This window comes from Actinoplanes sp. NPDC051405 (genome assembly GCF_055586185.1).
Window position 1 is genome coordinate 38,722 of the sequence record NZ_JBVJIR010000032.1, and the last position, 13,358, is coordinate 52,079.

Consider the following 13,358-nt stretch of genomic DNA (forward strand, 5'->3'; position numbering starts at 1 on the left):
GTCAGTTCGCCGGCATCCGGTCGGTGGGGGCCACGCAGATCCGGGCCCGTTCGGCCTCGGCGTGCGGGTGGACGTGGTCGTGGCCGGGCTCGGCGTGGTGGCCGGCCGGCTCGGGCACCGCACCCTCGTACGCGATCAGCCCGTGGTGCACCACGACGGCCTTGTCGATGAGCGGCCCGATCGGCCCGAGCTCGTGGGCGACCAGCAGGATGGTCCCGCCCGCCTCGGCGAAGCGGCGCAGCGCCGAGGCGAAGGCGTCCTGGCTGGCCGCGTCGACGCCGGCCGTGGGTTCGTCGAGGATCAGCAGGTCCGGCCGTCCGGCCAGGGCCCGCGCGATCAGGGTGCGCTGCTGCTGGCCGCCGGACAGGGTGCTGACCGGGTCGGCGATCCGGTCCAGCAGGCCGACGTCGGTCAGCGCGGCCCGGACGGCCTCGCGGTCGGCGGCCCCGGACGGCCGGAAGATGCCCCGGCGGGCCAGCCGTCCCGACGCCACGACCTCGCCGACGGTCGCGGGCACGCCGCTGCCGGCGCCCATCCGCTGCGGGACGTAGCCGATCCGCTCCCACTGCCGGAACCGGCGCTGCGGGGTGCCGAAGAGGGTGACCGTCCCGGCCTCCAGCGGGACCAGCCCGAGGATGGTGCGGATCAGGGTGGACTTGCCGGAGCCGTTGGCGCCCAGGATCGCGACGACCTGGCCGGGCTGCACGTCCAGCTCGATGTCCTGCAGCACGGCCCGGCCGCCGTAGGAGACAGCGGCGTGCGAGACGGTGATGACGCTCATGACGTACATCCCAGGGCGGTGGTCAGGGCGGTCAGGTTGCTGCGCATGACGGAGAAGTAGTCCGTATCCGGCTCGGTGAGCCCTTCGAGGGGATCGAGGACGGCGGTCCGCGCGCCGACCTCCCGGGCGATGGTCTCGGCGACCTTCGGGCTCACCAGGGTCTCGAAGAAGATCGTGGTGGTGCCGGTGGCTTCGGCCTGCTCGGCCACCTCGGCGAGGCGCTGCGGCGCCGGCTCGGACTCCGGCGAGATGCCGGTGATGCCGACCTCGGTGAGCCGGTAGCGGTCGGCGAGGTAGTGGAACGCGGTGTGGCTGGTGACGACCTCACGGCGGGCACAGCTCTTCAGGGCGGTCGCGTATTCCGTGTCCAGCGCGGTCAGCTCGCGGTGCAGCGTGGCGGCCCGCTCGGTGTAGCCCGCCGCCCGGGCCGGGTCGACCTCGCCCAGGCGCTGGGCCAGCTTGTCGGCGATCGCGGCGAAGCGCACCGGATCCAACCAGACGTGCGGGTCGGTCGAGCCCTCGGCGTGCTCGGGCTCACCCGGCACATGCTCTTGCTCGTGCTCCGCGGCGGGCAGCAGCTCCACCGCGGTGCTCACGTCGAGGGCCTTGTCCTTGGCCTCCTGCGCGACAGCCTCGTCGACGGCCGGCTGGAAGCCCTTGAGATAGACCACGAGCCCGGCGTCGCTGATCTCGGCGACCTGGCGGGTGTTGAGCTCGACGTCGTGCGGCTCGGCGCCCGGTTTGGTCAGCTGGCTGACCGTGACCGCGTCCGCGCCGATCCGCTCACTGAGGAACTGCAGCGGGTAGAAGGCGGTCACCACGTCCAGCCGCCCGTCGGTGCCGAAGCCGCTCGCCTTGTCGGCGCAGCCCGCGCCGGCAGCCACCAGCAGGGCGGCGACGGTGATGGAGAGCAGGCGGCGGCGCATCATGCCATCTACTGTGCGTCGTAATGGTAATGATTGTCAAAAGCGCATGTGTCAGATCACCTTTGCCACCACGACGGCGAAGAGCAGAACCAGCATGGTCACCCGGACCGCCCGTACTCCCGGCGACTGCACCGGCCAGGTCGTGAAGGTCAGCGCCACCAGGGCCGCGCCCAGCAGGAAGAGCAGCGCGGCGCCGATGATCCCGGGCAGGAACAGGCCGGCCAGCAGCACGGCGAGGGCCGCCAGGAAGGCCGTCGTCGGGCTGACCCGGGCCAACCGGCGCAGCAGGTTGTCGGACGGAGGTGGTGTCACGTCGGCCGTACTCCTTCGGTGCGTAGGCTCATCCCATGCTGGTGCTCAACCGCTTCATCGTCCCGGGCGACACGCAGGACTCGTTCACCGAACGGGCGCACGCCGCCCTCGCCGCCCTCGCGGAACGACCCGGATATCTCTCCGGCCGGCTCACCCGCGCCCTGGACGACCCCGCCTACTGGACCCTGGTCACCGAATGGGAGTCCGTGGGAGCCTACCGGCGCGCCCTCGGCGGCTTCGACGTGAAGGTGCACGCCACCCCGCTGCTGTCCGAGTCGCTGGACGAGCCGTCCGCCTTCGAGACCCTCGCCGCGGCCGAGCCCGGTGCCGCGGTTGTGGTGGTGGCCAGCGACCGGGCCGCCGAGCCCTGGCGCTGAGCCGTACGCTGGATCCCATGACCCTTCTCGGGCAGCAGCCGCCACCGCCGCCGCAGGGCCCGGGTGTGTTCCCGCCCTTTCCCGCCCCGCCCGTCGAGGGCCGGGGCCGGCGCGTCGGCCTCGCGCTCAGCCTGGGCGCGGGCGTGCTCGTGCTCGTCTGCGGCGCCGGCGTGGCCGCCGCCGTCGGCCTGACCCGGGTGATGAGCAGCGCGCTCAACGAGCAGGCCGAGGTGGTCGTGGGCGACTACCTCGAGGCGCTGCGCGACCGCGAATGGTCGCAGGCCTACGACCAGCTCTGCCCGCAGGCCAAGGAGCAGGAGAACGTGGCGCAGTTCACCAGCCGGGTGTCCACCGGGGAGCCGATCACCGCCTGGGACGTCGGCAACGTCGAACTGGTCCAGCTCTCCGCGCCGGTAACGGTCACCTACGCCGACGGCGACCGTGCCGACCTGCGCGCCTACCTCGGGCAGAACCGCCAGACGGGCGGCTTCGAGGTGTGCCGCGTCGAGGAGTAATCTCCTCATTTTGTCCGATCCCGCGTCCCCGCCGACAACCAGCCGGCGTAGGAGGAACATGCCCGCCGATCGTATCGACGCCGTCGTCAGCCTGGCCAAGCGCCGGGGATTCGTCTTCGGTTCCAGCGAGATCTACGGCGGCACCCGCTCGGCGTGGGACTACGGTCCGCTCGGTGTCGCGCTGAAGGAGAACGTCCGCCAGCAGTGGTGGAAGACGATGGTCCAGCAGCGCGACGACATCGTCGGCCTGGACTCCGCCGTCATCCTGGCCCGCGACGTGTGGGCCGCCTCCGGCCACCTGGAAGCGTTCGTCGACCCGCTGACCGAGTGCCAGTCGTGCCACAAGCGGTTCCGCGCCGACCACCTCGAGGAGGCGTACGAGCACAAGCACGGCACGCCGCCCGGGTCGCTGCAGGAGCTGAACTGCCCGAACTGCGGCAACAAAGGCACCTTCACCGAGCCGAAGATGTTCAACGGCCTGATGAAGACGTACCTGGGCCCGACCGAGAACGCCGAGGGCGTGCACTACCTGCGCCCGGAGACCGCCCAGGGCATCTTCGTCAACTACAACAACGTGGCGACCGCCGCCCGCAAGAAGCCGCCGTTCGGCATCGCGCAGGTCGGCAAGTCGTTCCGCAACGAGATCACCCCGGGCAACTTCATCTTCCGGACCCGCGAGTTCGAGCAGATGGAGATGGAGTTCTTCGTCGCGCCGGGCTCGGACGAGGAATGGCACGAGTACTGGCTGCAGCAGCGCTGGAACTGGTACCGCGATCTCGGCCTGTCCGAGAGCAACCTGCGCTTCTTCGAGCACCCGAAGGAGAAGCTCTCGCACTACTCCAAGCGCACGGTCGACATCGAGTACCGCTTCCAGTTCGGCGGCACCGACTTCGCCGAGCTCGAGGGCATCGCCAACCGTACGGACTTCGACCTGACCACCCACTCCAAGCACTCCGGGGTGGACCTGAGCTTCTTCGACCAGGAGAAGCAGGAGCGCTGGGTGCCGTACGTGATCGAGCCCGCGGCCGGCCTGACCCGCGCGGTGCTGGCCTTCCTGCTCGAGGCGTACGACGAGGACGAGGCCCCGAACACCAAGGGCGGCGTCGACAAGCGCACGGTCATGCGCTTCGACCCGCGGCTCGCGCCGATCAAGGTCGCGGTGCTGCCGCTGTCCCGCAACCCGGAGCTGTCGCCCAAGGCCCGCGGCCTGGCCGACTCGCTGCGCAAGCGCTGGATGGTCGAGTTCGACGACTCACAGGCGATCGGCCGCCGCTACCGGCGCCAGGACGAGATCGGTACGCCGTTCTGCGTCACGGTCGACTTCGACACCCTCACCGACGACGCGGTGACGGTCCGCGACCGCGACACGATGAAGCAGGAGCGGGTCGCGCTGGACCAGATCGAGCGCTACCTGATCGAACGCCTCCCCGGCTGTTGATTTGGCCTCGCCTCCGGCTCTGCCGGGGGTGCGGTCAGAAGTCAAAGCCGCCCGGTCGGTCGTTGCGGTCGGCGATCAGGCCGGCCAGGGTCGCCACGGCGATCTCGGCCGGGGTACGGCTGCCGATGTTCAACCCGATCGGGCGGCGCACCCGGGCGATGTCATCGTCGCCGACCCCCAGTTCCTCGAGCGCGGCGACGTGCGGGCCCTCGTGCTTGGGATTGCCCATGATGCCCACCCAGCGCGGCTTGCCGGCCAGCACCTCCTTGAGCACGGCGCCGATCTCCGGCCGGTGGTGGTCGGTCAGCACCACGTCGGTGTGCTCGTCGATGCCGGCCCCGGCCAGATCGGCCACGTACGTGTCGCCGTGCGGCCGCGGCGGGCCGAGCAGCCGGGTCGGGTCCGGCTCGACGAGGATCGACTGGAACCCCAGCTCGATGCCGAACCGCAGCAGCACCTCGGCGACCGGCGAGGAGAAGACGGCAACCAGTCGCCGGGGACTCTGTTCCACATCCACGTTTTGACTCTGCCAGATACTCGTGTGCCATGCTCGACGGCGTGACTCTCGCTCTTTCCGCCGCTCCGCTGACCCTGGGCAAGCACCAGGTGTGGCCGCCGGTCGTGCTCGCGCCGATGGCCGGCATCACCAACGTCGCGTTCCGCAAGCTCTGCCGTGAGCAGGGCGGCGGCGTCTACGTCTGCGAGATGATCACCACCCGGGCCCTGGTCGAGCGGATCCCCAAGACGCTCAAGATGATCGCCTTCGGCCCGGACGAGGACTTCCGCAGCCTGCAGCTCTACGGCGTGGACCCGGACGTGACCGCCGCGGCCGTGCGGATGGTCGCCGAGGAGGGCCTGGCCGACCACATCGACCTCAACTTCGGCTGCCCGGTGCCCAAGGTCACCCGCCGCGGCGGCGGCAGCGCCCTGCCTTGGCGGCGCAAGCTGTTCGGCCGGCTGGTCAAGCAGGCCGTCGACGCGGCGGCCCCGGCGGGCATCCCGCTGACGATCAAGATGCGCAAGGGCATCGACGAGGACCATCTGACCTACGTCGAGGCCGGGCTGATCGCGCAGGAGGCCGGCGTGGCGGCGGTCGCGCTGCACGCCCGTACGGCGGAGCAGCGCTACTCGGGCACCGCCGACTGGGACGCGATCGCCACCCTCAAGCAGGCCCTGGACGTGCCGGTGCTGGGCAACGGCGACATCTGGGAGGCCTCGGACGCGATCCGGATGGTCGAGCAGACCGGTGTCGACGGCGTGGTCGTGGGCCGCGGCTGCCTGGGCCGGCCCTGGCTGTTCAAGGACCTCCAGGCGGCGTTCAACGGCGAGGTGTCGCAGGAGCTGCCCAAGCTGGGCGAGGTGGCAGCGATCATGTCCCGGCACGCGCACCTGCTGGTCGAGGCCCTGGAGGACGAGCGGCACGGCTGCGCGGACTTCCGCAAGCACGTGGCCTGGTATCTGAAGGGCTTCCCGGTCGGCGGGGACCTGCGCCGCTCGCTGGCGATGGTCAAGTCGCTGGCGGAGCTGGACGACCTGCTGGCCAAGCTGGACCACGAGGAGCCGTTCCCCCGGGAGTCGCTGGGCCAGCCCCGCGGCCGGATCAACGCCCCGGGCAAGGTCTCGCTGCCGTACGGCTGGCTGGACAGCCGCGACGACGACACCGTCCCGGAAGGCGCCGAGATGGAGAACAGCGGCGGCTGACGCTCACCCGTGGTGGCAGACCGCCTCGAGGTTGATGCCGTGCGGATCGAGCACAAAACCGCCGTAGTAGTCGGCGTGGTACTCGGGCCGCACCCCGGGCGCCAGCAGCGATGCCGCGCCGGCGGCGAGCGCCGCCCGGTAGAAGGTGGTCACGTCCTCCCGGGTGTCGACGGTGAAGGCCACATGCATGTTCGTCCCGACCGTGCCCCCGTCGATGAGCCAGAAGTACGGCTTGACGTCGGCCAGCCCGAAGCCAGTCATGGCGGTCGGCTGGTTCGGGGTGGCGTCCGGCGGGATCTCCAGCATCTTGGTGATGCCGATGCTGGCCAGCACGGGCTCGTAGAAAGCCACGGCCGTGGCCAGGTCCGGCACGGCGAGGTTGAGGTGGTCGATGCGGGATCCGGATCGGTTCATGACCGCATCGTGACAGCGGTAGCGGACACGGAATGGCCGCTACCAGCGGGAGGATCGGTCCGTGGCCACCACGTCAGCGCGTCTGCTCACTCTGCTGTCCCTGCTCGGCGCGCGTGCGACCTGGTCCGGGCCTGAGCTGGCCGGCCGCCTCGGGGTCAGCACCCGGACGCTGCGCCGGGACGTGGAGAGCCTGCGCGACCTGGGCTACCCCGTGCCCGCAGTCAAGGGCCCCGACGGCGGCTACCGGCTCGGCGCGGGCAGCAAGCTGCCACCGCTCCTGCTCGACGACGAGCAGGCGATCGCCGTCGCGGTCGCCCTGCAGACGGCACCGGCCAGCGTGTCCGGCATCGACGACGCCGTGGCCCGCGCCCTGACCGGCATCAAGAACGTCATGCCGGCGCACCTGCGCGCCGAGGCCGAGGCGATGCACCTGACGGCCATCCGTAACGCCTGGGACTTCGCCGCCCCGCCGATCGCCTCGGACACGCTCAAGGCTGTCGGTTACGCGGTCCGGGCCGGCCACCTGCTGTACTTCGAGTACCTCACCGCCGACGGCCACCGCCTTCACCCGGGCGAGCCGGGCTTCGCGCCCGCCCGGCGGGTCGAGCCGCACCACCTGGTCACCTGGGCCGGCCGCTGGTATCTCGTCGCCTACGAGCCGGCTGACCACCGGTGGACCGTCCTGCGCGTCGACCGGATCCACCCGCAGGCCGCGACCGGGATCTCGTTCCAGCGCCGGGAGCTGCCCGAGCGCAGCGTGGCCCGCTACGTCATGCGCAGCTACGACCGCGGTGACACCCCGGCCCGCTGGCAGTGCCTCGGCGTCGTGCTCATCGAGCTGCCCGCGGAGGTTGTGGCCCGCTGGGCGCCCGGCGGGTCGGTCATCGAGTACGTCGCGCCGGCCCGTACCCGTCTCACGCTCGGCGCCTGGTCCTGGGCCGGGATCGCCGGCCTGCTCGCCACCTTCGACGCCGACCTGACCGTCGTCGAGCCGGACGAGCTCAAGGCCGCCTGCCGGACCATCGCCGACCGGTACCGCCGGGCCGGGCAGTAGCCCCCTGGGCCGCCCGGAACGCCCGAATGGCTGATTCCGGGCGGGAACCGGACGCCCAGACTGTGCGAGTGAAAATTGAGACATCGACCTGGACCCGGCTCGGCACCGCGCAGAAGGCGGGCGTCGTCGTCGCGGCCGTGGTGGTGCCCGTGGCCGGCGTACTGGCGGTGATCGGTGCCGTCGGCGGCGACTCGGCCCCGCCCGCGGCCACCCCGGAGCGCCAGCCGGCCGCCTCCGCCACGGCGGTCGCGTCGGCGTCGGCACCGGCCCCGGTGGCCGGGAAGTCGCCCGGGGTCCGCAAGCGCAAGGTCACCGAGACCGAGCCGATCAAGTTCACGTCGCGCACGGTCAAGGACAACTGGCTGCCCAAGGGCACCCGCGAGCCGCGCACCGCCGGCATCGACGGGGTACGGACCAAGACGTACGAGGTGACCCTGGTCGACGGCCGCGAGACCAAGCGCAAGTTGCTCAAGTCCGAGGTGACCCGCGAGCCGGTGCCCGAGGTGGTCGCGGTCGGCACCAACACCGGCCCGGACGACAACGCCAACGGCTGACAGCGGCCCGGCACGGCGAACGGGGAGGACGCTCAGCGCCCTCCCCGATACCGATCCGATACCGTGACCGGCTCAGACGTCGAGGTCGTTCTCGATGCGCTTGAGCTGGTGGCGGGCCATCGCCAGGTTGGAGCGGTCCCGGCGCAGGGCCACGTACAGGAACAGGCCTTTGCCCGAGCGGCTGGTCAGCGGCCGGATCAGGTGGTACTGGCTGTCCAGCGTGATGAGGATGTCCTCGATCTTCTCGGTGATGTTGAGCATCTCCATCGCCCGCAGCTTGGCCCGGACCACGTCGGTGTTGCCGGCCGCCGCGACCGTCAGGTCGAGTTCCTTGCCGCCGCCGACAGTGCCCAGGGCCATGCCGCTGGTGTGGTCGACCAGCGCGACACCGACAGCGCCGTCGATGTCCATGATCTCTTTCAGTGCGGTTTCCATGTCAGCCATGAGTTGATTCCTCTTTCGTCAAGGGTGGGTCAGCCGGCTTGCCGGCCGCGGAAGGTGCTCTGCAGGGTGGCCATCGGCGTACGCCGGGCCAGCGGTGTGGACGGCCCCATCTGCGTCGGGATCTCGGGGCGGTGCGGCGCCGGCGCCTCCAGGACGAGGATGTTCACCAGCCGCCGTACGGCCCGGCGCGCCTCGAGGTGCACCATGGCCAGGTTGGCGTTCCCGGACGTGACGAGGGTCAGCAGGGCGTTCGGGCCCGCCGTGTACGAGGTGATGTAGCCGCCGTCGCACTCCACCACCGACTCGCGCAGCTCACCGTGGTTGACGGCGTGCGCGAAGCGCCGGGCGAGGGCCAGGTGGGCGGCGGCCAGGGCGGCGAGGCTGTCCGGTTCGATGCCGTGCGCGTCGTGCGCGACCACCATGCCGTCGGCGGTGGCGAGGACACTGCCGGAGAGCTCAGGCACCCGGGAGCGCAGATTGCCGAGCTCCGTCAGTACCGCCGGATCCACCGTCATCCTGGGTCTCTCCTTCCTGGTCGGGCCGCACCGGTGGGGGAGGGGCCCGGGTCATCGCAGGGCTCGCAGCGCGGTGCGGATCCGTTTCAGCAGCACCTCGTCGGTGCCGGTATGCAGCTGGCTGGTGTCCGCGGCGACGTCTTTGGGCAGCTTCGCCCCGGGTTTGCGGCGGGCCAGCCGCGGCGGCCGGTCCGGTCCGGGCGTCGTGGCCGGGCCGGTCTCCACGGCCGGGCCGGGCGGATCGCCCGAGGCCGGCGCCGGTCGCGGCCCGGTGACGATGGGTACGGTCGGACTGTCCGCGGGCGACAGAGCGGGCCGGCGTACGTCCACAGCGGTCCCACGGGCGCGCGGTAGCCGTACGAAATCGGGTTGGCCTGTCTCCCGCTCGCGGATCTCGGGCCGCTCGATCAGGCCGAGTGCCGCCAGCCGGCGCAGCTCCTGGATCGTCGCGTAGCCGGCCCGGCCGAGCAGCTGGGCCAGGTCCGCCGGGGTGCGCTGGCCGTCGGCGTGCACCAGCAGCTCCCACTGCGCCGCGGTGAGCGTGACCCGTTCGACCGGCGGGCGCGGCACCGGGATGACCGCCGCCGTGTCGAGCTGCGGGTGCGGGTAGATCTCGTCCAGCAGACGCGCGCGCCGGCGGGCCTCGCGGGTGACCGCCGCCGGATCGACCCGCACGATCTGGCCCAGCCAGTGGGTGGCACCGTCCAGAAAGTCGACCGGCGCCGAGGCGGGGGACAGCGCGAAGTAGGCCGCGTCGTAGGTCGCGCCCAGCACGCACAGTTCCAGCTCGCCCTGGGTGAGGTGGCCCTGGTCGAGCAGCAGCCGCCCGACCTGCGCGCGGGAGGTGCCGGCGTCCAGCGCGGCCTGCCAGGTACGCGCGGCCAGCCGGCCGGAGGCGGTCAGCAGCTCGCCGACGCCCGGCGCGGCCGCCGACTCGGCGTAGCTGACCTGACCCTCGATGAGGTAGACCGTGCCGCCGGGATGGCCGCCGACGACGAGTGCGCCGGTCTGCCGCTCGCCCGCTGCCTGCGTGAGCAGACGCCCGGGCGCAGCGGTCTTCGAGGGCTTCACCGTCACTCCTTCTCACCGGGTCGGTATGCGACATCAGGTCGCCACGAGCTCGTCGGCGAGGGTCTGCATGCGCCGCCGGGCCACGGCGAGGTTGCCGCGGATCCGGTCCAGCCACACGTAGAGCACCAGCCGGCTGTCGAAATCGGTCTGGATGAGCCGCAGCAGGTGGTAGCCCCCCGCGGTCGTGATGATCAGGTCCTCGAGCAGGTCGTGCGGTACCGCCGAGACGAACAGCGATCTGCTCTGGGCGGCCTGCACGACGTCCGCCGTGCCCGCCGCCGCTGCGTCGTGGTCGGAGTTGGGTGCGGCTCCGGTCGTCGCGACCGGGAAGCCGGTGGTGTAGTCGACGATGCTGGCGCCGATCGCGCCCGGTATCGCCATGGCCTCCTGCAGGCAGTTCTCAACCCCGGGCACATCTCTCCTCAGCCGAGTGATGTTCCCGCCGTTCGCCGTGCCCGGCCGCTGGCGGGACTGCCGGGCTTCGTTGCCGCGGCCGGCCGGGGTGATGCTGGGTGTGGCCGGCCCGGATCTTGTCGTCCGCGCCGTCACAATGGGCCATCCTGCGGCCACCCCGATAGGGGCGGTCGCACCCGGTGTGCGTCATCGCCATCGGCGTTCATCTCGTTGTTGTCACGCGGGGGCGGGTCCGCCGGGCGGGCCGCAGCCGGTGCGGCGCGGGCCGGGTGTAGAGCCGCTTGGCGGCCTGCGTACCGAGTGAGCCGAGCTCGATCGGGGCCACCGCGCCGAACCAGTGCCGCTCGCCCGGCACGAACCGCATCGGCGCCTCGTCACTGCCCTGCAACAGCGCGTGGGTGGCGGCGGTGATCGCCGCGACCACCCGGCAGGCCAGCTCGTGATGGCCGAGGTGACCGTCGCGCACGAGCGCCCGGCCGACGGTCCCGGTGCCGCGGCCCGCCGCGTACGCGGACTGCCACGCCGTCGCGGCCAGCCGCCCGGAGGTGATCAGCCGCTCGCCGATGCCCGGGCAGGCCGCCGACTCGGCATGGGTGATCCGCCCGGCGACCAGGTAGATCACCCCGCCGGGGGCACCGCCGACGTGCAGGGCCCCGGTACGCCCGGACTCGGCCAGGTTGGTCAGCAGGCGGCGCAGTGCGTTCACGGTGGGCTCTCCTCCGGCCGACCAGGCATCGACCTTTCAGTGGAGTCTCGGCCGCCGTCCGGCAGGGGGTCGCACGGGCGGTGCGTTGTTCCGATCGTGGCCGCGCAGTCGTGTGCGCGTAACATCATCGCCACTTTCGATGGCGTCACGTGAAGGAGTGCCGATGCCCAGTCAGTGGGAGCAGGTCGTTGTCGACGCGGAGGATCCCGCCCGGCTGGCCCGCTGGTGGGCGGAAGCTCTCGGTTACCAGATCGTGCACGAGGAGCCGGACGAGGTGGAGATCCGGCGCACCCCGGAGACCATGCCCGGCCTGCTGTTCACGCCGGTGCCGGAGGCCAAGAAGGGCAAGAACCGGCTGCACCTGGACCTGCGGCCGGACGACCAGGAGGCCGAGGTCGAGCGCCTGGTCGACATGGGCGCCCGGCCGGTCGACATCGGCCAGCACGAGGTGAGCTGGGTGGTGCTGGCCGACCCGGAGGGCAACGAGTTCTGCGTGCTCTCCTCGCGCAAGCCGGCTAGTACGTGAACTGACCGATCAGTCCCTGGATCTCGCCGGCGGCGGCGCTGACCCGCTCGGCCGAGTGCCGGGTCGTGTTGGCCGCGCCGGCGGTCGCCCCGGTGGACGCGGTGATGTTCGTGACCGTGCCGCTGATCTCGGTGGCCGCGGTGGAGACCTCACTGACGTTGCGGGCCATCAGCTCGGTGGTCGTGGACTGCTCCTCGACGGCCGCGGCGATGGTCCGCTGACCGTCGTCGATCCGGGTGATGACCCCGGCGATGGTGTCGATGGCTCCGGCCGTACGCGTGGTCATGTCCTGGATCGCACCGATCTTGGCGGTGATGTCGCTGGTCGCCCGCGCGGTCTCCTGGGCCAGGTCCTTGACCTCCGAGGCGACCACGGCGAAGCCCTTGCCGGCGTCGCCGGCCCGGGCGGCCTCGATCGTGGCGTTCAGCGCCAGCAGGTTGGTCTGCTCGGCGATGGCGGTGATCAGCTGGACGATGTCGCCGATCTCCCGACTGGCGTCACTGAGCGTGGACACCAGCGCGGTCGTGGTGGCGGCGTTCTCACTGGCGGCGGCCGTGGTGGTGGCGGCGTCGCTGGTCTGCCGGGCGATCTCGCGGATGGAGGCGGACAGCTCCTCGGTCGCCGCCATCATGTCGGTGACGGAGTGTGACACCTGTTGGGCGGCGCTGTCCGCGTTGCGGGCCTGCCCGGAGGTCTGCTCGGCCGAAGCGTCGAGTTGACCGGCCAGGTCGCGCAGGTCCCCGCTGGCCGAGGTGAGCGCGCCGGCGCTGGCCGCCGTGGCGGCCACGGTGGACCGGATCGCGCGCAGTGCCCGGTTCAGCGCCTCGGCCATCTCGCCCAGCTCGTCGCGGTGCACGACCTCCACCTCGACGGTCAGGTCCCGGCCGGCAGCGGCCCGCAGCGCGGTGACCATCTGCCGCAGCGGACGGCGCACGGCCCGGATGGTGAACATCGCGGCCGCCGCGGTGAGCAACGCGCCGGCCAGGCCGGCGGCCAGGATGAGCCAGCCACTGGTACGGCCCGAGTCGTCGCCCGCCTTCGCTGCATCCTGCACCGCCTGCAGCATCTCGTCGTCGATGGTGCCGAGCCCGTCCTCCAGCTCCCCGAAGCTCTCCAGGAACTCCGGCAGCCGGGCGGCGGCCGCGGCATGGTCCGTCTCGGCCAGCGCGACCAGGCTCTTCGCCGACTCCCCGTACGCCACCACAGCCGGGCGGACCCGCGCGTACTCGGCGGTCAGCCGGTCGGGCGCCAGCGCCGAGGCGGCGTCGTACTTGGTGACCAGCGTCGTCGCATGCTCGCTCACCTCCGCCACGGCATAGGCCTCACGCTGGGCCGGGGTGGTGGCGTAGAGCGCCGACATCACGTCGGCGCGCAGGCCGTCGTGCATCATGTCGGCGTTCCACTGGCTGCTCATGCCGTCACTGATCGCCGCGATCTTGTCGGTGGCCTCAGCCTGGTTCGCCGACCCCAGCCCCGCGGTGACGCCGACCAGCACCACCGCGGCGACGCCTATGCCGGCCATCAGGACCAGGCGCGCGACGATGGTGAACCGGGACCGGGTGTGCGAATCGGACTCCACACCAATCGCATCGGCCGACACGAGGGACGCC

18 protein-coding genes are annotated in these 13,358 nt (G+C 71.8%); 7 read left to right on the top strand and 11 right to left on the bottom strand.

Features of this window, described 5'->3' with window-relative positions; genetic code table 11:
• Position 1 precedes the first annotated feature (1 nt).
• The 3 genes from ACZ6S4_RS42560 to ACZ6S4_RS42570 are packed head-to-tail and all read right to left on the bottom strand — an operon-like array spanning position 2 to position 2,019.
• Complete coding sequence (locus ACZ6S4_RS42560; RefSeq protein WP_465480327.1) at positions 2–781, bottom strand: metal ABC transporter ATP-binding protein; 780 nt, start codon at positions 779–781, stop codon at positions 2–4.
• Positions 778–1,707, bottom strand: a complete 930-nt coding sequence (locus ACZ6S4_RS42565) for a metal ABC transporter substrate-binding protein (protein ID WP_465480356.1) — start codon at positions 1,705–1,707, stop codon at positions 778–780. Before ACZ6S4_RS42565 ends, ACZ6S4_RS42560 begins: the two co-directional genes overlap by 4 nt.
• Positions 1,708–1,758: 51 nt before the next feature.
• Positions 1,759–2,019: a DUF6703 family protein gene (locus tag ACZ6S4_RS42570; RefSeq protein ID WP_465480328.1), complete on the bottom strand. Its 261-nt coding sequence runs from the start codon at positions 2,017–2,019 to the stop codon at positions 1,759–1,761.
• Between the two features lie 35 nt (positions 2,020–2,054).
• Between ACZ6S4_RS42570 and ACZ6S4_RS42575 the strand changes: the two genes are divergently transcribed.
• Genes ACZ6S4_RS42575 through ACZ6S4_RS42585 form a run of 3 tightly spaced genes read left to right on the top strand, consistent with a single transcriptional unit; the run spans position 2,055 to position 4,349 of the window.
• Complete coding sequence (locus tag ACZ6S4_RS42575; RefSeq protein ID WP_465480329.1) at positions 2,055–2,396, top strand: antibiotic biosynthesis monooxygenase family protein; 342 nt, start codon at positions 2,055–2,057, stop codon at positions 2,394–2,396.
• Positions 2,397–2,413: 17 nt separating this feature from the next.
• Complete coding sequence (locus ACZ6S4_RS42580) at positions 2,414–2,911, top strand: hypothetical protein (protein ID WP_465480330.1); 498 nt, start codon at positions 2,414–2,416, stop codon at positions 2,909–2,911.
• Between the two features lie 58 nt (positions 2,912–2,969).
• Complete coding sequence (locus ACZ6S4_RS42585; RefSeq protein ID WP_465480331.1) at positions 2,970–4,349, top strand: glycine--tRNA ligase; 1,380 nt, start codon at positions 2,970–2,972, stop codon at positions 4,347–4,349.
• Positions 4,350–4,383: 34 nt separating this feature from the next.
• On the opposite strand, the gene ACZ6S4_RS42590 is transcribed toward ACZ6S4_RS42585, so the two are convergent.
• Positions 4,384–4,866 carry an XdhC family protein gene (locus tag ACZ6S4_RS42590; protein ID WP_465480332.1) on the bottom strand — a complete coding sequence of 161 codons (483 nt, stop codon included), beginning with the start codon at positions 4,864–4,866 and terminating at the stop codon, positions 4,384–4,386.
• Positions 4,867–4,895: 29 nt separating this feature from the next.
• Here ACZ6S4_RS42590 and dusB point away from each other — a divergent pair, with 29 nt between their 5' ends.
• Positions 4,896–6,050 carry a tRNA dihydrouridine synthase DusB gene (dusB, locus tag ACZ6S4_RS42595; RefSeq protein WP_465480333.1) on the top strand — a complete coding sequence of 385 codons (1,155 nt, stop codon included), beginning with the start codon at positions 4,896–4,898 and terminating at the stop codon, positions 6,048–6,050.
• A gap of 3 nt (positions 6,051–6,053) precedes the next feature.
• Here the strand turns inward: dusB and ACZ6S4_RS42600 are convergent, their stop codons facing one another.
• The gene (locus ACZ6S4_RS42600; RefSeq protein ID WP_465480334.1) at positions 6,054–6,464 is read right to left on the bottom strand and encodes a VOC family protein; all 411 of its coding nucleotides are present in this window, start codon (positions 6,462–6,464) and stop codon (positions 6,054–6,056) included.
• 61 nt (positions 6,465–6,525) lie between these two features.
• On the opposite strand from ACZ6S4_RS42600, the gene ACZ6S4_RS42605 reads away from it, so the two are divergent.
• On the top strand, positions 6,526–7,518 hold the full coding sequence (locus tag ACZ6S4_RS42605) for a helix-turn-helix transcriptional regulator (protein ID WP_465480335.1): 993 nt from the start codon (positions 6,526–6,528) through the stop codon (positions 7,516–7,518).
• A gap of 68 nt (positions 7,519–7,586) precedes the next feature.
• Positions 7,587–8,072 (top strand): G5 domain-containing protein, encoded by a 486-nt coding sequence (locus tag ACZ6S4_RS42610; protein ID WP_465480336.1) that lies wholly within the window; start codon positions 7,587–7,589, stop codon positions 8,070–8,072.
• Positions 8,073–8,144: 72 nt separating this feature from the next.
• Here ACZ6S4_RS42610 and ACZ6S4_RS42615 read toward each other — a convergent pair whose 3' ends face one another.
• From ACZ6S4_RS42615 to ACZ6S4_RS42635, 5 genes are all read right to left on the bottom strand, one after another.
• Positions 8,145–8,516 carry a hypothetical protein gene (locus tag ACZ6S4_RS42615; RefSeq protein WP_360548746.1) on the bottom strand — a complete coding sequence of 124 codons (372 nt, stop codon included), beginning with the start codon at positions 8,514–8,516 and terminating at the stop codon, positions 8,145–8,147.
• Between the two features lie 29 nt (positions 8,517–8,545).
• The gene (locus ACZ6S4_RS42620) at positions 8,546–9,031 is read right to left on the bottom strand and encodes a roadblock/LC7 domain-containing protein (protein ID WP_465480337.1); all 486 of its coding nucleotides are present in this window, start codon (positions 9,029–9,031) and stop codon (positions 8,546–8,548) included.
• 51 nt (positions 9,032–9,082) lie between these two features.
• Positions 9,083–10,102: a DUF4388 domain-containing protein gene (locus ACZ6S4_RS42625; protein ID WP_465480338.1), complete on the bottom strand. Its 1,020-nt coding sequence runs from the start codon at positions 10,100–10,102 to the stop codon at positions 9,083–9,085.
• A 33-nt stretch (positions 10,103–10,135) separates the two neighbouring features.
• Positions 10,136–10,516 carry a roadblock/LC7 domain-containing protein gene (locus tag ACZ6S4_RS42630; protein WP_465480339.1) on the bottom strand — a complete coding sequence of 127 codons (381 nt, stop codon included), beginning with the start codon at positions 10,514–10,516 and terminating at the stop codon, positions 10,136–10,138.
• Between the two features lie 202 nt (positions 10,517–10,718).
• Positions 10,719–11,222, bottom strand: a complete 504-nt coding sequence (locus tag ACZ6S4_RS42635) for a DUF4388 domain-containing protein (protein WP_465480340.1) — start codon at positions 11,220–11,222, stop codon at positions 10,719–10,721.
• A gap of 163 nt (positions 11,223–11,385) precedes the next feature.
• Here ACZ6S4_RS42635 and ACZ6S4_RS42640 point away from each other — a divergent pair, with 163 nt between their 5' ends.
• Complete coding sequence (locus ACZ6S4_RS42640; protein ID WP_465480341.1) at positions 11,386–11,748, top strand: VOC family protein; 363 nt, start codon at positions 11,386–11,388, stop codon at positions 11,746–11,748.
• On the opposite strand, the gene ACZ6S4_RS42645 is transcribed toward ACZ6S4_RS42640, so the two are convergent.
• Entirely contained in the window at positions 11,738–13,327 is a 1,590-nt protein-coding gene (locus ACZ6S4_RS42645) for a methyl-accepting chemotaxis protein (protein ID WP_465480342.1), read from the bottom strand. The genes ACZ6S4_RS42640 and ACZ6S4_RS42645 overlap by 11 nt on opposite strands.
• Between the last annotated feature and the right edge of the window lie 31 nt (positions 13,328–13,358).

Excerpts from the sequence above, each read along its gene's own strand:
- ACZ6S4_RS42560 (WP_465480327.1), bottom strand. The coding sequence starts at position 781 with ATGAGCGTCATCACCGTCTCGCACGCCGCTGTCTCCTACGGCGGCCGG.
- ACZ6S4_RS42565 (WP_465480356.1), bottom strand. The coding sequence starts at position 1,707 with ATGCGCCGCCGCCTGCTCTCCATCACCGTCGCCGCCCTGCTGGTGGCT.
- ACZ6S4_RS42575 (WP_465480329.1), top strand. The coding sequence starts at position 2,055 with ATGCTGGTGCTCAACCGCTTCATCGTCCCGGGCGACACGCAGGACTCG.
- ACZ6S4_RS42580 (WP_465480330.1), top strand. The coding sequence starts at position 2,414 with ATGACCCTTCTCGGGCAGCAGCCGCCACCGCCGCCGCAGGGCCCGGGT.
- ACZ6S4_RS42585 (WP_465480331.1), top strand. The coding sequence starts at position 2,970 with ATGCCCGCCGATCGTATCGACGCCGTCGTCAGCCTGGCCAAGCGCCGG.
- dusB (WP_465480333.1), top strand. The coding sequence starts at position 4,896 with ATGCTCGACGGCGTGACTCTCGCTCTTTCCGCCGCTCCGCTGACCCTG.
- ACZ6S4_RS42600 (WP_465480334.1), bottom strand. The coding sequence starts at position 6,464 with ATGAACCGATCCGGATCCCGCATCGACCACCTCAACCTCGCCGTGCCG.
- ACZ6S4_RS42615 (WP_360548746.1), bottom strand. The coding sequence starts at position 8,516 with ATGGCTGACATGGAAACCGCACTGAAAGAGATCATGGACATCGACGGC.
- ACZ6S4_RS42620 (WP_465480337.1), bottom strand. The coding sequence starts at position 9,031 with ATGACGGTGGATCCGGCGGTACTGACGGAGCTCGGCAATCTGCGCTCC.
- ACZ6S4_RS42640 (WP_465480341.1), top strand. The coding sequence starts at position 11,386 with ATGCCCAGTCAGTGGGAGCAGGTCGTTGTCGACGCGGAGGATCCCGCC.